General features: G+C 36.5%; 23 protein-coding genes and 2 pseudogenes. 16 read left to right on the plus strand and 9 right to left on the minus strand.

The window, feature by feature from the left end:
* Positions 1 to 105: 105 nt before the first annotated feature.
* The 4 genes from LFLEISCH_RS10760 (at position 106) to LFLEISCH_RS10775 (ending at position 3,900) form a co-directional block, all read left to right on the plus strand.
* A complete protein-coding gene (locus LFLEISCH_RS10760) occupies positions 106 to 1,134 on the plus strand; it encodes a DUF389 domain-containing protein (protein ID WP_007476360.1) in 1,029 nt (342 codons plus the stop codon).
* Between the two features lie 211 nt (positions 1,135 to 1,345).
* A complete protein-coding gene (locus tag LFLEISCH_RS10765) occupies positions 1,346 to 2,605 on the plus strand; it encodes a M20/M25/M40 family metallo-hydrolase (RefSeq protein WP_007476362.1) in 1,260 nt (419 codons plus the stop codon).
* Between the two features lie 10 nt (positions 2,606 to 2,615).
* Positions 2,616 to 3,416 (plus strand): DUF3100 domain-containing protein, encoded by an 801-nt coding sequence (locus LFLEISCH_RS10770; protein ID WP_007476363.1) that lies wholly within the window; start codon positions 2,616 to 2,618, stop codon positions 3,414 to 3,416.
* Complete coding sequence (locus LFLEISCH_RS10775; protein ID WP_007476367.1) at positions 3,406 to 3,900, plus strand: hypothetical protein; 495 nt, start codon at positions 3,406 to 3,408, stop codon at positions 3,898 to 3,900. Before LFLEISCH_RS10770 ends, LFLEISCH_RS10775 begins: the two co-directional genes overlap by 11 nt.
* Positions 3,901 to 3,938: 38 nt before the next feature.
* Here the strand turns inward: LFLEISCH_RS10775 and LFLEISCH_RS15960 are convergent, their stop codons facing one another.
* From LFLEISCH_RS15960 to LFLEISCH_RS15975, 4 genes are read right to left on the minus strand one after another with little or no spacing between them, the layout of a single operon-like run.
* Positions 3,939 to 4,535, minus strand: coding sequence for a glycosyltransferase family 2 protein (locus LFLEISCH_RS15960; RefSeq protein ID WP_241432904.1), 597 nt, complete (start codon positions 4,533 to 4,535; stop codon positions 3,939 to 3,941).
* An 11-nt stretch (positions 4,536 to 4,546) separates the two neighbouring features.
* Positions 4,547 to 5,245 carry a glycosyltransferase family 2 protein gene (locus LFLEISCH_RS15965; RefSeq protein ID WP_241432905.1) on the minus strand — a complete coding sequence of 233 codons (699 nt, stop codon included), beginning with the start codon at positions 5,243 to 5,245 and terminating at the stop codon, positions 4,547 to 4,549.
* Positions 5,242 to 5,397, minus strand: a complete 156-nt coding sequence (locus LFLEISCH_RS15970) for a hypothetical protein (RefSeq protein ID WP_007476369.1) — start codon at positions 5,395 to 5,397, stop codon at positions 5,242 to 5,244. The genes LFLEISCH_RS15965 and LFLEISCH_RS15970 overlap by 4 nt, the downstream gene beginning before the upstream one ends.
* A 33-nt stretch (positions 5,398 to 5,430) precedes the next feature.
* A complete protein-coding gene (locus tag LFLEISCH_RS15975) occupies positions 5,431 to 5,751 on the minus strand; it encodes a hypothetical protein (RefSeq protein ID WP_007476370.1) in 321 nt (106 codons plus the stop codon).
* Positions 5,752 to 5,947: 196 nt separating this feature from the next.
* On the opposite strand from LFLEISCH_RS15975, the pseudogene LFLEISCH_RS10790 reads away from it, so the two are divergent.
* Together LFLEISCH_RS10790 and LFLEISCH_RS10795 are read left to right on the plus strand one after the other, a co-directional pair.
* Positions 5,948 to 6,578, plus strand: a pseudogene (locus LFLEISCH_RS10790) (cyclic nucleotide-binding domain-containing protein).
* 74 nt (positions 6,579 to 6,652) lie between these two features.
* Entirely contained in the window at positions 6,653 to 7,315 is a 663-nt protein-coding gene (locus LFLEISCH_RS10795) for a cyclic nucleotide-binding domain-containing protein (RefSeq protein WP_007476375.1), read from the plus strand.
* A gap of 21 nt (positions 7,316 to 7,336) precedes the next feature.
* Here the strand turns inward: LFLEISCH_RS10795 and nrdG are convergent, their stop codons facing one another.
* Positions 7,337 to 7,888 carry an anaerobic ribonucleoside-triphosphate reductase activating protein gene (gene nrdG, locus LFLEISCH_RS10800; RefSeq protein WP_007476377.1) on the minus strand — a complete coding sequence of 184 codons (552 nt, stop codon included), beginning with the start codon at positions 7,886 to 7,888 and terminating at the stop codon, positions 7,337 to 7,339.
* Entirely contained in the window at positions 7,881 to 10,031 is a 2,151-nt protein-coding gene (gene nrdD, locus LFLEISCH_RS10805; protein ID WP_007476379.1) for an anaerobic ribonucleoside-triphosphate reductase, read from the minus strand. The genes nrdG and nrdD overlap by 8 nt, the downstream gene beginning before the upstream one ends.
* 377 nt (positions 10,032 to 10,408) lie before the next feature.
* Between nrdD and LFLEISCH_RS10810 the strand changes: the two genes are divergently transcribed.
* Positions 10,409 to 11,509 carry an ABC transporter ATP-binding protein gene (locus tag LFLEISCH_RS10810; protein WP_007476381.1) on the plus strand — a complete coding sequence of 367 codons (1,101 nt, stop codon included), beginning with the start codon at positions 10,409 to 10,411 and terminating at the stop codon, positions 11,507 to 11,509.
* A gap of 157 nt (positions 11,510 to 11,666) precedes the next feature.
* On the opposite strand, the gene LFLEISCH_RS10815 is transcribed toward LFLEISCH_RS10810, so the two are convergent.
* Positions 11,667 to 12,590: a LacI family DNA-binding transcriptional regulator gene (locus LFLEISCH_RS10815; protein ID WP_007476383.1), complete on the minus strand. Its 924-nt coding sequence runs from the start codon at positions 12,588 to 12,590 to the stop codon at positions 11,667 to 11,669.
* 271 nt (positions 12,591 to 12,861) lie between these two features.
* Here LFLEISCH_RS10815 and LFLEISCH_RS16205 point away from each other — a divergent pair, with 271 nt between their 5' ends.
* From LFLEISCH_RS16205 to gtfA, 7 genes and pseudogenes are all read left to right on the plus strand, one after another.
* On the plus strand, positions 12,862 to 13,377 hold the full coding sequence (locus tag LFLEISCH_RS16205) for an alpha-amylase family glycosyl hydrolase (protein WP_051057310.1): 516 nt from the start codon (positions 12,862 to 12,864) through the stop codon (positions 13,375 to 13,377).
* Positions 13,365 to 14,546, plus strand: coding sequence for an alpha-amylase family glycosyl hydrolase (locus tag LFLEISCH_RS10820; RefSeq protein ID WP_159099767.1), 1,182 nt, complete (start codon positions 13,365 to 13,367; stop codon positions 14,544 to 14,546). The genes LFLEISCH_RS16205 and LFLEISCH_RS10820 overlap by 13 nt, the downstream gene beginning before the upstream one ends.
* 106 nt (positions 14,547 to 14,652) lie before the next feature.
* Entirely contained in the window at positions 14,653 to 14,829 is a 177-nt protein-coding gene (locus LFLEISCH_RS15395; RefSeq protein WP_159099768.1) for a hypothetical protein, read from the plus strand.
* On the plus strand, positions 14,786 to 15,868 hold the full coding sequence (locus LFLEISCH_RS10825; protein ID WP_159099769.1) for an extracellular solute-binding protein: 1,083 nt from the start codon (positions 14,786 to 14,788) through the stop codon (positions 15,866 to 15,868). The genes LFLEISCH_RS15395 and LFLEISCH_RS10825 overlap by 44 nt, the downstream gene beginning before the upstream one ends.
* A gap of 60 nt (positions 15,869 to 15,928) precedes the next feature.
* Positions 15,929 to 17,269, plus strand: a complete 1,341-nt coding sequence (locus tag LFLEISCH_RS10830; RefSeq protein WP_007476387.1) for a carbohydrate ABC transporter permease — start codon at positions 15,929 to 15,931, stop codon at positions 17,267 to 17,269.
* Positions 17,270 to 18,104, plus strand: a pseudogene (locus LFLEISCH_RS10835) (sugar ABC transporter permease).
* A gap of 6 nt (positions 18,105 to 18,110) precedes the next feature.
* Positions 18,111 to 19,556 (plus strand): sucrose phosphorylase, encoded by a 1,446-nt coding sequence (gene gtfA / locus LFLEISCH_RS10840; RefSeq protein ID WP_007476392.1) that lies wholly within the window; start codon positions 18,111 to 18,113, stop codon positions 19,554 to 19,556.
* Between the two features lie 47 nt (positions 19,557 to 19,603).
* Here the strand turns inward: gtfA and LFLEISCH_RS10845 are convergent, their stop codons facing one another.
* Entirely contained in the window at positions 19,604 to 20,575 is a 972-nt protein-coding gene (locus LFLEISCH_RS10845) for a Gfo/Idh/MocA family protein (protein WP_007476395.1), read from the minus strand.
* Positions 20,576 to 20,708: 133 nt separating this feature from the next.
* Between LFLEISCH_RS10845 and LFLEISCH_RS10850 the strand changes: the two genes are divergently transcribed.
* Together LFLEISCH_RS10850 and LFLEISCH_RS10855 are read left to right on the plus strand one after the other, a co-directional pair.
* Positions 20,709 to 20,999: a PadR family transcriptional regulator gene (locus tag LFLEISCH_RS10850; protein WP_007476398.1), complete on the plus strand. Its 291-nt coding sequence runs from the start codon at positions 20,709 to 20,711 to the stop codon at positions 20,997 to 20,999.
* Positions 20,950 to 21,288 carry a hypothetical protein gene (locus LFLEISCH_RS10855; RefSeq protein WP_007476400.1) on the plus strand — a complete coding sequence of 113 codons (339 nt, stop codon included), beginning with the start codon at positions 20,950 to 20,952 and terminating at the stop codon, positions 21,286 to 21,288. Before LFLEISCH_RS10850 ends, LFLEISCH_RS10855 begins: the two co-directional genes overlap by 50 nt.
* Positions 21,289 to 21,324: 36 nt before the next feature.
* On the opposite strand, the gene LFLEISCH_RS10860 is transcribed toward LFLEISCH_RS10855, so the two are convergent.
* On the minus strand, positions 21,325 to 21,825 hold the full coding sequence (locus tag LFLEISCH_RS10860) for a GNAT family N-acetyltransferase (RefSeq protein ID WP_007476402.1): 501 nt from the start codon (positions 21,823 to 21,825) through the stop codon (positions 21,325 to 21,327).
* Between the last annotated feature and the right edge of the window lie 39 nt (positions 21,826 to 21,864).

A 21,864-nucleotide genomic window follows, 5' to 3' on the forward strand; every position in this document is an offset into this window, starting at 1 on the left:
TATCATTATTGCACATATTTCGGAACTCTACCTTAATGTTTAAAAAACCCAAGATTTAAACAAGAAATTTTAAAATTAATAATACTTGCCGTTAAAGGAGAAATTATGGCTAACACAAATTATAATGCACTAGAATTTAGAGAAAAAATTATTTCAGATTTAAAAATTAAAACGAGCGACTCCGTTATTTTAATGTGTGCCATCCTCATTGCTTCCATTGGCCTAAATATGAATTCTATTCCAGTTATTATTGGAGCCATGCTTATTTCCCCACTTATGACTCCAATTTTAGGCGTGGGATACGGGCTTTCTGTTTTTGATTTTTATATTGTTAAAAAAGCAGCGATTTTACTTTTGGTGGAAGTCTTTGTTAGTCTTGTTGTGGCGACACTTTATTTTACAATTTCACCGATTACATACGCGAGTGACGAAATTATCGCCCGAACGTCCCCCACCATTTGGGATGTAATTATTGCTTTTGCGGGTGGGGTTGCCGGCATTATTGGAGCAACTAAAAAAACGAGCACCAATATAGTTCCAGGAGTGGCAATTGCAACGGCTCTAATGCCTCCAGTTTGTACGATTGGCTATTCCATTGCCACTCTAAATTTTTCTTATTTTGTTGGCGCTTCTTACTTATTTATCATAAACTGTGCTTTTATTACAATCGCAACGTTTATTGGTATCCGTTTTATGCGCTTCCCGCTCTATACAGAGAAAAGTAGTAAACATCACCGTCGTATTAATATATGGATTATCAGTTTATCACTACTTATTGTTATTCCAAGTATTTTTTCAGCATCCATCCTTGTGCAAGAAAGTATTAAGAAGTCCTCCATCAATCAATTTGTGACCGATGAATTTTCGGATTATGTTGTTCTAGACCAAAGCTATAATGAGGAAAAAGATACACTTACTGTGACCATATCCGGCTCACCAATGCCTAAAAATAAAGTCCAAGAAATTAGCGGCGACCTAAGCGATTATGGTCTAAGTGGCGTAACTCTTGATGTCGACCAAATTCCTGATTTTACTGAACTAAAAGGCAGTGATGCAAATAAATATATCAATGAGTACATTAAGAAAAAACTCGATGAGGAAAAAAATAAAAGTGTAGAAGAACAGTCTGAATAAAAAACAAATGGCCAGCCTAAGCACAAGGCTGGTTTTACTTTTCACATTAAAAAGCAAGCGATTTATTTCACGAAAACCTTTTCTATCCGATTAAATGCGTATATAAATTAAATAAAATAAATAATCATTCGTGTTTTTTATAAAATAGGGTTGACTTCACTTTTTATTCTCTTTATCATTAGAAGTAGATTAAAAAGCAAGGAGGATAAATATGTTTTTCGACAAGCAGTTTGCAGAAATGCAAAAAATTGCAAACCAGATTTTTGAGAATCCCGAACTAGGCTATAAAGAATGGAAAACGAAAACCTTGGTTGAAGAGTTTCTGAAAAGTAAGAATAATCAAATTGAACTGAATTATTTTAGTACGACGGGCATCAAAACGTATCTCTCAAAAGATAAACCTGTCACAATGGCTTTTATCGCTGAACTTGATGCCGTCTACGCTCCTACCCATTTTTGCGCTGATAAGGAAACTGGTGCAGCACACAATTGTGGTCACTTCACACAAATTACAACAGCACTCTCACTATATGCTTATTTAATCGAAACCGAAGTTTATAAAAATTATGATTTCAATATTGCTTTTGTTTTTGTACCTGCCGAGGAATACTTAGATTTAGATTATCGTGAAAATTTACGAAAAGAAGGTACCGTTACGTATTACGGCGGCAAGCCAGAAGCGATGAAGCTTGGTGTTTTTGATGATATTGATTTTGGGATTTGCGTGCACGCTATAGGAGAAACGTTTGATGAACCGACAATTGAAATTGGCTGTGATTTAGCCGGATTCCTTTATAAACGCTATCATTTTGAAGGAAAAGCTACACATGCTGGCTTTGATCCTTTTAGCGGGGTCAATGCTTATAGTATTTCCACCTTATTTAATGTTGGACTTGGTTTACTACGCCAGCAAGTACGCGACGATCAACTTGTCCGCTTTAATCCCATTATTATGAATAGTGACATGTCAACAAACGTTATTCCGAATCGCGTCACAGTTGGAACTGACTTGCGTACAAAAACAACAGCCTATATGCAAGAAACAGCCAAGAAATTAGACCTCGCAGCTGAACATAGCGCAGCCGCTTTATCCGGAAGTGTTGAAATAGAAACTCAAATGGGCTATCTTCCATTTGTTCAAGATGAGTATTTAAACACTTTTGTAAAGAAAGCTTTTGATAAAAATGAGGAAATCACTGGCCTAATTGATGACCGCGGGGGTATTGCGGCTGCTGGGGATATCGGTGATCTTGCCTTTTTATTTCCGTGCATCCAAATTAGCTATGGTGGCTTTACCGGTGCCATTCATGGGGATGATTTCCGTATGATTGATGACCGTTTTGTACTCGAACAATTTCCTCGCTTTGTTAGCCAAGTATTTGAAGAAATGAACGGCCACTTAGACACATCGAAATTTTATAAACGAAACTACAAAGAATATGAACAGCTGATCGAATCGATCATCAAATAAGGAGGACAAAATGAAAAAAGGGTTTATTTATTTAATTGCCGCAGTGCTTATCATCATTACGATTTCAGAATTAATTGGCATCAAAACACTGCAATTTGGTTCTGTAACCGTTACAGTTTTACCGCTCGTTTTCGCTGTAGCAATCGGTATGATTTTTGGCATTCCGTTTTTTAGAAAAGGGATTTTAAAGAAAATTTATAGCAAAGAAAATGTTGGTTTTTCTGGTCAATATTTAATTATTATTATGCTCCCGCTTATGGCTCGATACGGAGCAGACGTAGCCCCACATATTAAAGAAATTTTAAGCATCGGTTGGGTATTTTTATTACAAGAACTAGGTAACCTCGGTACAGTCCTACTTGGCCTCCCAGTTGCCATTATGCTCGGTCTCCGCCGTGAAGCGATTGGTGCGACACTTGGACTTGGTCGTGAAGGTGAACTCGCTTACATCTCGGAAAAATATACGCTTAATTCTGCTGAAGGTCGTGGTGTCCTTTCCATTTATTTAATCGGAACACTGTTTGGCGCAATCTTTTTCAGCATTTTCGCGCCATTCTTACTTGCTCTAGGGTTTGATGTTAAGGCACTTGCCATGAGTTCAGGCGTCGGCTCTGCCAGCATGATGACAGCCGCCTCTTCCACACTCGCAGCCCAAGTGCCTGAACAAAGCTCCACCATATTGTCTTATGCAGCCGCAAGCCAGCTCCTCACTAGTTTTTTAGGAACCTATACCATGGTCTTCCTAGCTGTCCCACTGCAAAGATTTATGTACCGCACCTTAACTAGAGGAGGCAAACAACATGCAAAATGAAACTCTTGGTAAAAAATATGTCAAACTGGGCTTAATCCTTTTACTTAGCGTCGCGCTTATTTTATTCACACAAGGTGTAAAGTTATGGAAAAACCCTGAAAGCACGCCCATTGTCACTAATACGCTAATTGGTTTACTTGTCTTATGGCTTTTTGCTTTTCTTGGCATTATTATTTCTGATGTTATGAAAAAAACACCCGTTGGATTTTTACGTAATTTCCCCGTTTTAGGTTGGGTATCCCTTGTTTCATTACTATTTTGTCTTAGTTCCGACTTTTTTGTTAAAGCCATTTCAGCTGTGGATTTCTTATCCATTACAACGCCAATTTTAGCATTTGCAGGCATTTCTGTTGCCGACCATCTTGTTGATCTATCCAAAACTTCATGGAAAATTGGTATTGTGGCGATTTTTGTTTTCATTGGTACTTATTTAGGCAGTGCCATTTTATCGCAATTTGGATTATGGATTACTGGATCGCTATAATAGGTAAAAAGGGAGTAGCCCGGCCGGGCTACTCCCTTTTATTTTTGGCGTCTTTCCGGGCTAACCCAAACGCCCGTGCCGAAACCTAAAATGGTTTTCACGGCTGGAATAAATGTCATTAAAATGGTAACGGCATTCATAATCCAGTAGAAAAGTAAATATAGTGGCGCAAACATAAAATACTTCATTTTCTTCCCTCTATCGTCAATTAATAAGGCAGCGAACAATTGGAGGGCGCCGGCTATCATTTCGAAGCAGATAAAAACGAAAGCGACAGCGAGCATGAGCCAAATTTGTGGGATATCCCAAATGTAAAGCAAGTATATAAAGCGGGCGAAAAAAATGATACTTGAAATCCAAAAGAAGAAGGTCCACAAAATGCTTAGCGTTTGGTCAATGAAAAGGGATGTCCGGCCAAGGTTTTGAAACGGGTGGGACAATACTTTTTTAAAGTTTGTAAGCCACACTTCTGTCCCACCTTTTGCCCAGCGTTTTCTTTGTTTGTAAAGCATGTTTAAGGTTTCTGGTACTTCCATAAAGAAAATGATATCTGCTGCAAAGACCGACAGCCAGCCGTTCATTTGGTGGTCCCAGGCGATACTAATGTCTTCTGTCGCACGGTCTTGGCGGAACATGCCGACATCCATCAGGCTGATTTTCGGTACATTGTATTAGCACCACTGTAAGCATAAATCACGCCAAAAACGCTGCTTTGTGTTCGTTTAATGATGCCGACAATGCTAGAAAATTCGACGGTTTGTGATTTCCCAACTAGGGTTGAGCGATTTTGTACATCCATGTTAGATGTTACGGCCGCAATATTTCTACCATCTTCGCGGATAAAATAATTAATATATTTCCATAGGGCATCGGGTTCTGGAACTGTATCAGCATCATTGCTTAGAATCAGCTCGCCTTTTGCAAAACTGGTGCCGATATTAAAGGCATGTGCTTTTCCTTTGTTTTTTTCGATGCGGACGACACGCAAATTGGGATATTTTTTCATTAGGCGCGCTAATATTTCAGGCGTTGTGTCCGTTGAGCCATCATCAGTTACGAGCACTTCATAGTTAGTATAATTTATACTGTTCATAAGATATTCGATTGTGTCTTCAATGACAACTTCTTCGTTATGAGCGGGAACCATGATGGTAATAAAAGGTTCTATTTCTTTTGGGATATCTGCCCATGTTTTTTGTCGGTATTTGAATAGATAATTATAACAAAATGCCCCAAAAAACCATGCTAATCCTCCTAAAATAGGATATGTAAGCAAAATAGCAAAAAGGACTGTCATGGTGAGGTCCAAAATGGTATTTCCTGTATGGAAGAGACTTAAATTCATTTAAGTGGCACCCCTTTTTCTTGGTATAAATCGCGGATGGTGGTTTCGTCCAAGTTTTTTTCTTCAGGTATTGAGACAAATTGGGCAACCTCCCGCTCAGTTTTTTCTCCAAAACGTTCTGTGAAGAAGGCTTCTAAGGTATTTTCTCGCACTTTTAAGTTTTCTTCGTTGTATGTTACTTCTTTTTATAATTGTTCTTTAAAATATTTATTTGTTTTATGTGTTAAAAATAAGAAATAGATAACGATGAAAATAAGTGCGATAAGTAAAAATACATCAAGTATCCGAAAAATTCGAATGGCTGTTTTAAAGGCCTCAAAAATTATAACTCTTTCCTTTAAAAATAAAATAGGGAATAAAACTAAGCCAAAGGGTATAAAAAAACCTATCCAAGCTAAAATAGTGATGCCTAGTTGGCGGGCCTTTAAACCAGTGTTACCCGATTCAAAAAATTGATCTTCGATAAATTTTTCATTCATCTCTTCCCTTGTTGATTTTTCTTCCATGATAAGCTCCTCCTTTACAAAACACTCTTTTCTTCCATTCCCGTATTCTCCTTATCATAAGCATACTTTTATAACGCCTATAACTTTCTTAATAGTAGCCTTATTTTATACAAAAAAAAGTACGTTAAATGTGTAAAATCCACACATTCTCCCCTTCATACCCTGATATGATATTAATTAATAGGAGATGAAGACATTGTTGAATAATCAAACGAAATTAATATTAGAAGATTTAGAAACTAATAAATTAGATGACGCATGGATGAATTCACAAAAACTAAGCAAAAAATTCTATCATTAATGATGATCGGTTTAAAAATGAATTTATTATCGTACATGATGGTGTTTTGCATATGCAAAATGCAAATACCCAAATCATTCATTTCTTTTCAAAAGGAGATGTCATTAATCAACAAGTTTCCAATTTGAACTTAATTGAAAAGCTCTATTTAGTTTGCGATACGGAGGTTGAACTTACTTTTATTAATCGTGAATATTTTTTTAATTTCGCAGTAAACAAACCCTCTTACTTAGAGTGGTTACTTGAGATGACTTTAATGAATAATTTGAACTTGTATAATGAACTTATCAAATATGAATTTTCAACAGAGAATAAAATTGTCCATACTTTACAACATTTATGTATAAAACTAAATACTGAATGTCAAAATAATTATCTGGTTGTTCCTCCTTTTATTAATAAATATAAATTGGCGAAGTACAGTAATATTTCAAGAACACAACTAGATAAAACATTAGTTTCTTTAAATCGAAAAGAAATGATTAAAATTGAAAATAAAACGTTTCACGTTATAGCCCCTTTATAAATCTTCAGTTCTCATAAAGCTATCAAAAGTTTTGTACTTTTTATTTTATAAATAATTAGGAGTTGATTATATTGATGAGTCACCAAGCTCTACGAAATATGCTTCAAGAATTAAATGAAAATAAAGTATATCCGTCCTATGTGGTTTTTGAAACTATGGGTAAAAATCAAAAACTAGATGTTCAAAAGTTAAATACGCATTTACTTATTGTTTTAGAAGGTAGTTTGCATCTCGAAAATAAGAATTCGCAAATCTTACAATTTTTCGTTCCCGGAAATACCATTCATCAATCACCGTTTGTGATGAATGTACAAGATTCACTAAAAGTAATGAGCGACTGTGAATCCGAAATTGTACTAGTACATCGAGAATTTTTCTTAAATTTCGCCTCTAATAAAATTGAATATATGGAGTGGCTGCTAGAAGCTGTCACAGAAAATTCTTCGGCATTTTGTTTTGAACTAATGAAATTCGATCTTCTCCCAGAAAAAAGAATTATTTACACTCTCCAAACTTTTTGTAAAAAAATCCATGCACATGAAGATTCTGGTTATTTTAAACTTCCGGATTTCATTACAAAAACAATGTTATCCAGATACGGAGGCGTTTCACGTAAAACGCTAGATAAAATTCTGGTAGATTTAGCAGAACAAAGATTGCTCATTAAACAAGATGATACTTTCTTTGTAAAGCGCCATTTTGACAATGAAAAAAGCTCAGTGAGCGCTACTAAATAAGTAGCTATCACTGAGCTTTTTTTATTCCATATATAGGACTACTTCCCCTTTTGCCATTGATTTTTTCACATCAATAATACGTTGATTACTAGAACCCCGAAAAGCTAAATTAGGGTCAAAAAGAGTTTGTTCAAAGCGACCATCTACTAAAACATCTACATAGGATAGTAATTCAAGTTTGTCCTCAGTTTCTTGCATCATTTCTTCAAATGTATAGCCTGTCCATGACCAAATATCTTTTGCATCTCCAAACTCAGCACGCACTTTTTTGCAAACAGTTAAGCATGTTTCTGTATTTAAAAAGGGCTCCCCTCCTAAAAGTGTCAAGCCTTGTACGGAAACATGACCAACATCACCAATAATCTTATCTAAAAGCTCACTCGTAAATGGTATCCCGTACTGGAAAGATTGCGCTGCCTTGTTGTAGCATCCTTCGCAGTGGAAAGGGCAGCCAGACACATAAAGACTGCATCTAACCCCCTCGCCATCAACAAAATTAAAGGCTTTATAATCGGCCACATAGCCGCGACTTAAATCAGCAGATTGCCATTCTTTTGGTGCAGGATTATTCATCCCGAAGCTCCATATGCTTCACGCGTTTCGAAATTTCCACATGGCGTCCGTGTACCATTGGGCGCTTCATCGGATTGCCAAGATAGCCGCACGTCCGTTTGACAACATCCGCCTTTTCAGGATCCGTATTTCCGCAGTTCGGGCATTTAAACCCTTCTTCTGTTGGAGAAAATTCCCCTTCAAATTCGCACTCGTAACATTTATCAATCGGCGTATTTGTTCCAAGATAAGCAACCCGGTCATACGCATAGTCCCATACAGCCTCTAACGCCTTTGTATTGTGTACAAGTTTCGGATACTCACAGTAATGAATAAACCCACCCGAGCAAAATTCAGGATACTCTTTTTCAAAATCAATTTTTTCAAACGGTGTAATTTTTTTGCGCACATCATAATGGAATGAATTTTGATAGTATTCTTTATCTGTAATATCTTTAATAACACCAAATTTTTCGCGGTCTAAGCGATTAAAACGATCTGTTAAACTTTCACTAGGCGTAGAATAAACGCTAAACCAGTAGCCGTACTTGTCTTTCCAGTCGTCAGCATACTCTTTCAAACTTTTGACAATAGAAAGAGTAAAATCTTTTGCCGTAGAATTCGTTTCCCATTCGCCACCATAAAATACTGTAGCTGCTTCATAAAGGCCAATATAGCCAATTGAAATGGTGGAACGCTCCTTATTGAAAAGCTGGTCTACTGAATCGCCGTCGTGTAGTCGTTTTCCGAAAGCACCATATTTATATAAAATCGGCGCATTTTCCGGGCGTGCTTCTCTGACACGATTTAAACGGAATAAAAGGGCATCTTTTACAGTTTGCATTCGCGCGTGGAAAATCTCCCAAAATTTATCCTGGTCTCCTCCACTTTGAATCGCTATTCGCGGAATGTTTAGCGTCACAACGCCTAGATTGTTTCGGCCAGCATTTACAAATTCTCCGTTTTCATTTTTCCAAGCAGGCAAGAATGAACGACATCCCATTGGCACTTTAAAATCACCTGTTAATTTAGTAAGCGTATCATAGCTCAAAACATCCGGATACATGCGCTTTGCAGAACATTTTAAAGCAAGCAGTTTAATATCATAATTAGGATCATTTGCTTCTAAATTAGTCCCTCTTTTAAGCGAAAAGACGAGTTTTGGAAAAATAGCTGTATGTTTATCTTTACCGACACCGCCTAAACGAACAGTTAGAATGGCTTTTTGAATTTCACGTGCAAACCAGTCTTCCCCAAGACCAAACCCTAACGTCACAAACGGCGTCTGTCCATTACTTGTATATAATGTATTGATTTCATATTCTAAACTTTGCATAGCATCATAAATATCTTTACGCGTTTTTTCTTCTACATATTCCTTTTGTTTTTCAGGAACAACCCATGCGCTTGCTTCTTGTTCGTGCTTTTCGTAATTTCGTTTCGCGTAGGCACCTAAAATTTCATCAATGCGGTCAACCGAGCAGCCACCATATTGGGAACTCGCCACATTTGCTATAATTTGAGCAATTTGTGCTGTGGCTGTTTGAATCGACTTAGGACTTTCAACGTTTGCATTCCCAATTGTAAAGCCTTTTTCAAGCATACCTTTAATATCAATTAAGCAGCAGTTTGTCATCGCATGATAGGGGCTATAATCTAAATCATGGAAATGAATATCCCCTTTTAAATGTGCGTTTGAAACGTGTTTTGGAAGCATATATTTTAACGCATAACTTTTAGCAACGGCACCTGCTGTTAAATCCCGCTGTGTATTAAAAACAGTGGCATCTTTATTCGCATTTTCATTCACAACAGTCTTATCTTTTTCAAGCAATTTTTGAACACTTTTCGTCATATCCGTTACATTTTCTCTTACTGCATCCCGGTCATGACGGTATTCTATGTAACTACGCGCAACATCTGGATAGGTGGATTTCATCAGCACATTTTCAACGGTTTGCTGAATCTCATCAATTGTTAACTCTTCATCATTTGGTAAGGAATTCACAATCCGGATTAAAATATCATCTAAAAAAGCTTCATCCTCTACGTGAATACTTTTCATTGATGCAAGCACTGCACTTCTAATTTTTATCAAATCAAAACATGTTTTCCGACCGTCTCGTTTAATAACAACTTGTTCTACAGTTTGCTCCATATACATTTTTCTCATTCCCCCGATTATATTTACTTATGACTGACTTGCCGTAAATTCATTTTTGTATGTTGTTCCGCAAACTTACAAAAACTATATCTTGTATCAGCAAAATAATAATAACACAATATAAAGTACTTTTTAAAGTAATTCCCTCATTTACCAACTAAAATAGGCCTTTAGTTCTTAATTTCACAAACAAAAGCGCGTGAAATGGCGCTTTATAAAAATAAGGCCTTTGTCCCTTTTCAACAGGCGATATTTTTGCTTCAAAGATTTCTGTCAACTTGCCCAAAAAATTATTTTGCTTTTGTGCAGGTTGCCATAGTTTTGTAAAGCGTTTTCATATACAATACAAGTAAGTTAAAAAGAAAGAGGCGAAAAGAATGGCTCAATTATCTTTGCAACATGTATATAAAATTTATGATAATAAAGTGACAGCAGTATCTGATTTTAATTTAGAGATTGCAGACAAGGAATTTATTGTTTTTGTAGGTCCGTCCGGTTGTGGTAAATCTACAACACTTCGAATGATTGCTGGTCTTGAAGAGATTTCAAAAGGGGAATTTTACATAGACGGAAAAGTCATGAATAATGTGGCACCAAAAGATCGTGATATCGCCATGGTATTCCAAAACTATGCGCTATATCCTCATATGACGGTATATGACAATATGGCATTTGGTCTTAAGTTACGTAAAATGCCAAAAGCCGAAATTAAAACACGTGTTGAAAATGCGGCCGAAATTTTAGGCCTAACAGAATATCTAAAACGTAAGCCGAGCGCCCTTTCCGGTGGTCAAAGACAACGTGTGGCTCTAGGTCGTGCGATTGTCCGTGATGCGAAGGTCTTCCTAATGGATGAACCACTTTCAAACTTAGATGCGAAGTTACGTGTACAAATGCGTGCAGAAATTACAAAACTACATCAAAAGCTTGATACAACAATGATTTATGTTACCCATGACCAAACAGAAGCGATGACGATGGCGACTCGTATTGTTATTATGAAAGATGGGGTTATTCAACAAGTTGGGTCTCCTAAAGAAGTATATGATCATCCGGTGAATATGTTTGTAGCTGGATTTATCGGTAGCCCTGCCATGAACTTCTTTAATGGTCGTGTTGAAAATGGCCATTTTGTAGGTGATGACTTTACTATCGCCATTCCGGAAGGTCAACTGAAAATTTTGAAAGAAAAAGGATATGAAAGTAAGGAAATTGTTTTTGGTATTCGTCCAGAAGATATTCACGATGAGCCATTAGTTATTGAAGCAAACCCTGGTTATACGTTTGAAGCTAAAACGATTGTAGCTGAATTAACTGGTGCTGAGTTTATGCTTCATAGCCAAGTTGGGTCTCACGAATTTGTTGCACGCGTAGATTCGCGTTCAGAACATACAAATGGCGAAGTTTTAAAACTCGCTTTCGAAATGTCAAAAGCACACTTCTTTGACAAAGAATCTGAAATTGCATTAACTGAATAAAGTAACCCTCCCACTTTTTTATAAAATAAGCGCTCGTTCATAAATTGAAACGAGCGCTTATCTATGTTTTATTTTTGGTAAATACTATCTTATTTAAACAGAATCTCTAATAATAATTTCAGTTTGAAGTTTCGGGACTTTTGGAATTTCTCTTTGTTCAATTTGTGCAGTCAATCGTAGGATACTGCAAATCCCCATTTGTTCGATGGGTTGTTTCAATAGTGGTGATTTTCGTAGGATAGGTGATAGACGCGATTGGATGGTCATCGAATCCTAGTACAGCAATATCATGCGGTACGCTTATTTCAAGGCGTCTCGCCTCACTAATTATGCCTGCTGCCACTTCATCCCCGTTTGAAAATATAGCAGTGGGTCGATTAGTCCCTCTCTTTTTTAATTCCCGTAACATCATTCTACCGCCATCAATCCCTAATGTTTTTTCAAAAAAGTCTTCTTGGATAAAAGGAATGTTCTGTTCTTTAAGTGCCGCTAAAAATCCTTTAAAACGGCGATCATACGGGTGGCAAACGTCTCCTGTACAGTAACCAATTCTTTTATGTCCTTTCTCGATTAAGAATTTCGTTCCTTTGTAACTAGATTCATATTCATCAATATGAATAACAGGCAATTTTTCAGTCCCAATATAACGGTTACATAAAACGAGTTTCCCTTCATCAATTAAGCTCTGTACTTTAGGCGTCACAGTTTCCAAATTGGTAATGATAATACCATCCAATTGTTTTTTAGGCACTAAATCAATATAAAAATCTTCTAGTTTTTCATGACCTTGCGTTTGCAGAATGACAATGTGATACCCTAATTCCATGGCTTTTTTTTCAATAGCATCCACCAAATGCGCAAAAAATGGATTAGTAATATACGATATCATGACCCCAATCATCTTCGTTTTTTGACCTCTAAGTTGTTGCGCAATGTTATTAGGATAATAATTCAACTCCTCCATTGCTTTAAATATTTTTTTCTTCGTTTTTTCTGAAACATAAGGGTGATTATTTGTAGCTCTTGATACAGTCGTCACAGATACTTTCGCTTTTGCTGCAACATCTTCTATACTTGCCATAACCTTCTCCTCATTCGTATCTTTTTTTATACTCTATATTTTAATTATAGTCGAAAACAGCTTGAATATACAATGATTTAATTTTATGAAAACGGTTGACATATGAAAACGTTTGACATATAATTTTGGTGAAACAAAAAGAGTTGAGTTTTATGGGATATCTATTTGCGCTATCACTAAATTAAAAACGTTTTATTAGATAGTTATTATACATCTTCCTTATAAGATTTAACTCCACACACTATGATTCAACATCTGAAAGGAGCGTTTTATGGAAATTAAAAAATGGTGGAAAGAAGCAATTATTTATCAAGTCTATCCTCGTAGTTTTCAAGATTCTAACGGAGACGGTACAGGAGACTTAAATGGTATAACGCAAAGACTCGATTATATAAAGGATTTAGGAGCAAATGCCATTTGGATTTGTCCCATGTATAAATCCCCATGGTCCGATTACGGCTATGATATTTCTGATTATTACAAGGTTTCAGAAGCTTTCGGCACAAACGAAGATTTATATCGCCTCATTGCAAAAGCAAAAGAAAAAGGAATTCGTATTCTACTTGATTTAGTCATTAACCACACATCCGACGAACACGAATGGTTTCAAAAAGCCTTAGCTAATCCTAAAAGTAAATATCGTGATTATTACTTCTTCAAAAAAGGCGCTAATGGCAAGCCGCCAAATAATTGGCGTTCCTATTTTGGCGGTTCCGCCTGGGAACCAGTACCAAATGAAAAAACATGTTTTACTTGCATGCCTTTACTACGAAAATGCCTGATTTAAATTGGGAAAACGAAGAAATGAAACAAGAGCTTTACAAAATGATTAATTGGTGGGTAGAAAAAGGAGTGTCCGGATTCCGAATTGATGCCATCATGAACATCAAAAAAACAATGCTCGCAGGAGACGCACAAAAAGACGGAAGTGACGGCCTAGTTGCCATCGATAAATATATTATTAACCAACCAGGCATCCAAGATTTATTATTTGATTTAAAAAAGAACACCTTTGCTAAACATGATATTATGACCGTCGCAGAAGCAGCTGTCCCAGATGATGAATTAGAAAATTTTATTGGCAACGATGGGTTCTTCAATATGGTATTTGATTTTAGAGCAGCCGACATTGATGTGCCTGAAACGGGCGAATGGTTCCTGCCAACAAATTGGACTGTAAACGAGTTACGTGATGCTCTTTTAACTGCCCAAACTTCTGTACAAAAAATGGGTTGGGGCGCTACATATTTTGAAAATCATGACCAAAATCGTTCTATCAATAAATATTTTTCAAGAAATAAAGAAGATATTTCAGAAGTTACGAAGAAAATGTTAGCTACCATTCTTCTCGGATTTAGAGGCACACCCGTAATTTTTGAAGGCGAAGAAATTGGAATGGAAAATATAGAGTTAGCTTCGATAGATGAGTATGAAGATGTGGCCACTCACAATCAATATAACAATGGCCTAGCGAGTAAACTAGATGAAAAAACCGTATTTGATCTCGTTTCCTATCGTAGCAGAGATAATTCACGAACACCTATGCAATGGGATGCTTCACTACATGCAGGATTCTCAACTGCGACACCTTGGTTACCAGTTAATCCAAATTATAAAGTGATTAACGCAGAGGCGGCCATTCAAAATAAAAATTCCATTTACCATCATTATAAAAACCTGCTATCTCTTAGAAATCATGGTACCTTTAAAAATGTATTAATTTATGGTAAAACCGTACCTAAATTTGCCGATTTAGATAATATTATGGCCTATGAACGCGTTTTAAATGATCAAAAAGTACTTTACTTTGCTAATTTCCAAAATAAAACGATGGAATTTAATCCTAGTGATTTTACAGGTAATTTATTAAGCAATAACTATGATGAACTCCTTATACAAGATGGTAAATTCATCGCACAGCCCTATCAAGCTATTGTTATAGACAGAAACGTTTAGCAATAATCATTCACAACGTTTTAAAAAAAATCTATTTATGCATTTTACTAAAGCACTTAAAAAAATAAGCATCACCATACTTTATAATCGAAAGGGAGAACAAAAAATGAAAAAGAAAATGATTTTAAGTATAGTTTTTATCGCTCTGGCATGCTTTTTAGTTGCTTGTGGACAATCTGAGGATGATAGCAAAACCCAAAGTGCAGAAAATAAAAAGCCTTTAAAAAATGTGGGTTGGCTTGAATCAAGCTGGTGTATATCGCGAACTAGCAAAAGAATTTGAAGAAAAAAATGGTGTAGCAGTCAAAGTCATTGAAGTCGAAGAAGCGGATGATGCTTTACTAAAAGATGCAGATGCTGCAGCAGATGTTATCCGGCTCCCACATGATCAATTAGGCCAATTAGTAGAATCTGGTTCAGTTTATGAAAATGAAAAATATGCAGATCAAGTGACAAAAGAAAACATCCCGATGGCTATTCAAGCCTCCTCTTATAAAGATAAATTATATGGCTACCCTGCTAGTACCGATGCTATGTTTTTATACTACGATAAACGCGTTTATAACGAACAAGATTTACGCACATTAGATAGCTTGACTAAAAAAGGAAAGGTTGGGCTTAACCTTGCAGAAGCAGGTGCTGATTATCGTTTAACACCATGGTTTATAGCAAATGGAGCCCTTTTATACGGGGAAGACGGGGAAGATGTGACAGATACTACTTTAAATAATGAACAAGGATTAAACGTTTTAAAATGGGTTGGAAATGCTCGTAAAAATCCGAATATCGTAGCATTAAATGCAGATGAAATCAGCGCTCTCCAGGATGGAAAAATTTCCGCTTTATTTAGCGGCGTTTGGAATGCACAAAACGTAGAAAAAATACTTGGTAAAAACATGGGGACAGTTGTTTATCCTAAAGCAAATTTTGGAGATGGCGAAATTAATTTAAAAGCTTTTAGCGGAGTTCCTATTTTTGTCGTAAATGCAGCAACTAAAAATCCTTCAAAAGCAATGGATTTAGCTGAATTCGTTACAAATAAAGAAGCTCAATTAAAAGTATTTAAAGAAATAAATACTGTTCCAAGTAATAAAGAAGCTCGCGAAAGTGAAACTGTTCAATCTGATCCACTTGCAAAAACGGTTACGGAAGCAACAACTCCTGAGCATTCGGTCTTGATGCCTAAGTTACCAGAAATGAAAAACTTCTGGCCTAATATGAACGCCCTTCTTGTAGACAGTTATGAAGGAGTAGTCAAAGTGGATCAAATGCAACAAAAATTAGATAAGCTCGTACGCGACGTTTCTAAACCTGCCAAATAGTGGTCCGACCTATGAGGAATAGTACTAGCTATTCCTCATTCATTTAAACGAGGTGAGAGTATGAAGGATAAACTATTTTTACTAAATGCTTTTAAAAAGGGAAGTTTAGCTACTAAGTTATCATTCCTAATTATGGGATATGGTCATCTGGCTAAAAAACAAATTCTTAAAGGCTTATTTTTCTTAGCAACAGAACTAACATTTATATTTTTTATGATAACAAGTGGCGTACAGTCCTTACAAGGTTTAATTACACTCGGAACCAATCCCCAGGGATGGCAATTTGATGAAAAATTAGGGTTTAAGGTCCGCATTGCAGGCGATAATTCAACCCTTTTATTAATATTTGGCATATGTACCCTCTTTACTATTATTGGCTTTCTTTTTTTATGGAGACTAAACATCAAAAGTTCGGTAAAACTAGATGAGTTAAGTCGAGAAAATAAACATATCCCTTCTCTTTTAGAGGAAACAAAAGAATTGTTTGATGGTAAATTTCATCTCACATTACTAACTATTCCTACGATTAGTATATTAGTCTTCACTATTTTGCCGTTAGTGTATATGATTTCAATCGCCTTTACAAGTTATGATCATAATCACCTACCACCTAAAAATTTATTTGACTGGATTGGCTTTTCAAATTTTGGTAATGTGCTATCAGGCGATATAGCGAGTACTTTTTTCCCGCTCCTAAGTTGGACGCTGGTTTGGGCTACTTTTGCCACATTCACTTGCTTCTTTTTTGGGGTAGTTCTTGCCGTTATGTTAAACGCTAAAGGGGTCATAGGAAAAAAGGTGATGCGAACATTATTTGTTATTACGATGGCGGTTCCGCCTTTTGTTTCACTGCTCGTTATGAAAAACTTATTACATGCCTCTGGACCCATTAATACTTTTTTAATTAATTCTGGAGTGATTTCTTCTGCACTTCCTTTTTTAACGGATGGCTTGTGGGCAAAAGTCTCTATTATTTTTGTAAATATGTGGATTGGGATTCCGGCATCCATGTTAATTACAACGGGCGTTTTAATCAATTTACCAGAAGAGCAGTTAGAAGCTGCAAGAATTGACGGCGCTAACCCTTTTCAAATTTTTAGAAATGTCACTTTCCCGCAAATTTTAACCGTAATGGCTCCTAGCTTGATTCAACAATTTGTAGGAAATATAAATAATTTTAATGTCATTTATCTCCTAACTGGCGGACTCCCTTCGAACAGTAACTATTACGGCGCTGGTGAGACAGATTTGCTTGTCACATGGCTATATAAATTAACGGTCGACAACGCTGATTATAATCTTGCTTCCGTAATTGGTATTGTTACTTTTATTCTAAGCGCCGTTGTTTCCTTATTAGTTTATACACGGACTAAATCTTATAAAGAAGGGAGTAGTTTATAAATGATTAAAAAATTTAATCTGCCGCTTAATCTTGTTTTATGGCTGTTGGCTTTATTATGGCTGTTCCCTATTTTTTGGTTTGATTTTGACTGCATTTAGAGCAGAACCAGGGCAATTTGTTTCTTATATTTTTCCCAAAAGCTATACATGGGATAATTTTAAATATTTATTTGCTGATAATCCTGATTTTCCTTTTGCCAAATGGTTAGGAAATACATTTATTGTGGCTACTGCCTCATGCTTACTAAATACTTTTATTACGGTTTCAATGGCTTATGTAATGAGTCGATTGCGCTTTAAAATGAAAAATAATTATTTAAAAATCGCTCTTGTGTTAAATATGTTTCCAGCTTTTATGAGTATGATTGCAGTATATTATATTTTACAAGCCATTAATATGACGCAAACTCTAACTGGTCTTGTTTTTATTTATACCTCAACTGCAGCCCTCACTTTTTACATTGCTAAAGGCTTTTTTGATACGATTCCTCTTTCATTAGATGAATCCGCTATGATTGATGGAGCAACAAAAGCGCAAATTTTTACTAAAATAACTTTACCGATGTCTAAACCGATTATCGTCTACACCTCTTTAATGGCTTTTATGACGCCTTGGATGGATTTCATTTTTGCACGAGTCATCATGGGTGATAGAGTTGAAAAATATACTGTTGCAATAGGATTATATTCCATGATTAATAAAGAGACTGCTCAGCAGATGTACACAACATTTGCAGCAGGATGCCTAGTGGTTGCAATACCCATCACCATCCTCTTTCTTTATTTACAAAAATATTATGTAGAAGGAATTACTGGCGGAGCCGTGAAAGGATAAGATATAATGCAAATCAAAAATGAAGCAATGCTAATTACGTATGCGGATAGTTTAGGAAAAAATTTAGGAGAATTAAAACAAATTTTGGATACCCATTTTAAAGGAACAGTTGGAGGTGTCCATTTATTACCATTTTTCCCATCTACTGGTGATCGTGGTTTTGCACCTAGTGACTATACTGTCGTGGATTCAGCTTTTGGGGACTGGGCAGATGTAGAATCTCTTGGTGAAGAATACTATCTGATGTTTGACTTTATGATTAATCATATTTCACGTGAATCGGTATTTTTTCAGGATTTCAAGAAAAATCACGAGGCCTCTCCGTATAAAGAAATGTTTATTCGCATCCATAATTTTTTCCCAGAAGGACGCCCTAATAAAGAAGATATTGACCTTATTTATAAACGAAAAGATAAGGCTCCCTTTCAGTTAGTCGAATTTCACGATGGGTCAAAAGAAGAGGTTTGGAATACTTTTGGGGAAGAACAAATTGACTTGGATGTGACCAAGGAAATAGTGAAAGAATTTATTTTTAATACTTTAAAAGACATGAGCTTTCATGGTTGCTCCGTCGTTCGCCTAGATGCCTTTGCTTATGCTATAAAAAAATTAGATACAACAGATTTTTTTGTAGAGCCAGAAATTTGGGAGCTGCTTGATGAAGTTCGCCAAGAAGCAGCTAAGTATAACATGGAACTTTTGCCAGAAATTCATGAACATTACTCGATTCAGATGAAAATTGCAAAAAATAATTATTTTGTTTATGATTTCGCTTTACCAATGCTAACTTTGTTTTCTTTATACAGCGGGAAGTCTGTTCGTCTAGCTAACTGGCTAAAAATGAGCCCTATGAAGCAATTTACAACCTTGGATACACATGATGGGATTGGTGTTGTAGATGCGCGTGACTTATTGACAGACGAAGAACTTCACTATACTTCTGAAGAGTTATATAAAGTGGGTGCTAATGTAAAGAAAGTTTATTCCAGCGCCAATTACAATAATTTAGATATTTATCAAATTAATAGTACCTACTATAGCGCTCTTGGCAATGATGATTCCAGTTATTTACTGGCACGAGCTATTCAAATTTTTGCACCTGGCATTCCGCAAATCTATTATGTCGGGCTATTAGCCGGCGAAAATGATATTGAACTTTTAGAAGCGACAAAAGAAGGACGAAATATTAATCGCCATTACTATACCCGAGCGGAGGTTGACGAAGAAGTTAAACGGCCTGTTGTCCAAAATTTACTCGCTTTATTAATATTCCGAAATACTTCTCCTGCTTTTGATTTAGAAGGCAAAATAGATGTCACGACTCCTACTGAAAGCGAGATTATCATTTCACGCACAAGCCAAGACGGAAAAGTAACGGCTGCTTTAACGGCAAACTTAGCAACCAAAGAATTTTTAATAGTAGAGAATGAAAAACGGGTGATGAAGCACTAAAAAAAGCTATCCTATATGTGGCTAAGGCCGATAGGATAGCTTTTTAATTAGCGTTTTTCAAATGGAAATTGAATGCCCCATTGTTCTCTTACGTTTGTCATAATGGCAATCACATCTTCTGTTAGCGGCGCTGTTTTATTCGTGCCAGTTAAAATGCTTTGTTCCATATCTTGAATTTCATAGGAAAGAGCAGCGTTAGAATCGCCAGCGGTTACAATTTCTTGCTCGCCATTTAAATAGGTGATGCTCGCCTGGTTTGCCCTTGGATATTCTTCAACTGTAATAAAGCCATTTTCATAGGCTACAATGCCTCGTTTTGGCATTTTTGAACGGAACGTCAAACTGACAACGGCCATTTCCATTTTTTCATTACGCAAAATAATGCCGGATTGTTCGTCTACTCCCGTTTCATATTTTTTCACCGTCGTCAGGATTTCACTTGGTTTTTCGGTCATAAAAAAGCGGGCAAACGACAGCGCATAGGTGCCAATATCAAGCAAGGCTCCGCCGCCAAGCTCTAGGTTAAAGAAGCGATTTTCCGGATCACTCGGCTTCGCGCTCCCAAACGATGCTTGAATCATTTTAAGTTTCCCAAGCCGTCCTGAGTCGGCTATTTCTTTTAGTTTTTTATAAAGCGGCATATGAAAAATCGTCATGGCCTCGGCAACAATCACATTTTTCTCCTTTGCAACCGCCTGAACAGCCAGAAGTTCCGCCGAATTTATCGTAATCGCTTTTTCGACTAAAATATGTTTCCCAGCTTTTACAGCTTGCAACATAAATTCGTAATGATTGGAGTTTGGCGTTGCAATATACACCACATCAATTTTTTCATCGCGAAAAAGGGCATCAAAATCATCGTACACTTTTTCAATTCCGTAGGCTTCCGCAAATGCGTCCCCTTTTTCTTTTTTGCGTGCGCCTACCGCATAAATTTTGCGATTTAAGTCTTGCATGCCGCGCGCAAATTGATGCGCAATTTCACCAGGGCCAACAACTGCCCAATTTAATTCTGCCATTTCCGTCATCCTTTCCCGTTTTACTTCTCCATTCATTATAGCCAAGCTGACTTTTCTTTGTCAAAAGTCTATACTTTAGTTTTTCGTTTTTGTTAGTGATATAATACTATCATGTTAGAAAGGGGAGGACGGGATGTCTTTAAAACTGGTTATTTTGGGTGTATTAGACTATCAAAATGTGCATCCTTATGATGTGAAACGCTTTTTAAAACACTATGATTGGGATTATTTATTCCAAATTAACGATGCGAAAATTTATTACGCTTTTGACTCACTTTTAAAAAATGACTGCATTTCCGTTGCTGAAATTGTGGAAAATGAAAAAGCGCCTACTAAAACGGTTTACGCAATTACAGAAAAGGGACGCGCTCAGATTGAAAAAGAGCTTTATAAACTGTTTAAAAAAAGATATTTTAGCCTATAAAACCATATATCCGGCTCTGCTTTTTGCTGATTATGCGGATACATATAAACTTTTATTTTATTTAAATGAACGAAAAAATGCGGTGTCGCATGAGCTCGAATCCAGTTTTGAGCGTGCGCGCGATAAAAAAACGAATCCTGAAAATTCTGCAACGGCGCTAATTATTCAAAATGCTACCGAGCACCTTCAAGCGGACCTTCATTTATTAAATGATTTAATTTCGCGAATTGAAAGTGGTATTTTTTGCGGCAATATTCAAGATGAAGTCGCTTCTTTTTTCAAAAAATGAGCCGCCTAGTGATAAGGCAGCTCATTTTTATGCTATTTAAATTTGCAGTGTATAAACGCCCACCTGATGCGTTTTATCCCCATACTGGGCCATTTTTTCTTCCTGTTTTTGATAACCTAAATGTTCCCAAAATCCTTTTGCAGCTTCATTTTCTTCCAAAATTCCAATCCGAAGAGAAGAGGCCCCGCCGTCTATTGCCCAGTCTTGGATTACTTGGTGTAAGACGCGTCCCATGCCCGCTTTACGCGCTTTTGGCACAAGCATTAAGAGCCCGATAATCCATTCGCCTTTTTTAGGAAAATCGGTTACGACATCAATTAGACCGATAGGTGATTCTTCTTCATCTAAAATGGCCATCACAAATTTGTCAAAGCGCGTTTTCCCTTCTGGCAAGTCGGTTAAAATCGCACGGGCGTCGTCTGAATTTGCCGTCCGCCCTTGTTCAATTTTAAAGTAATCCTCACATTCGGCGCATATTTGTTCTACCAAAACGGTATCTTTTTCATTTAAAAATTTTACATGATAATTGCGTTTCATTTGGTCACTCTCTTTCCCGTATTTCTTCCTCCATCTTGC

This window comes from Listeria fleischmannii subsp. fleischmannii LU2006-1, from assembly GCF_000344175.1.
GTDB classification, from domain to species: domain Bacteria; phylum Bacillota; class Bacilli; order Lactobacillales; family Listeriaceae; genus Listeria; species Listeria fleischmannii.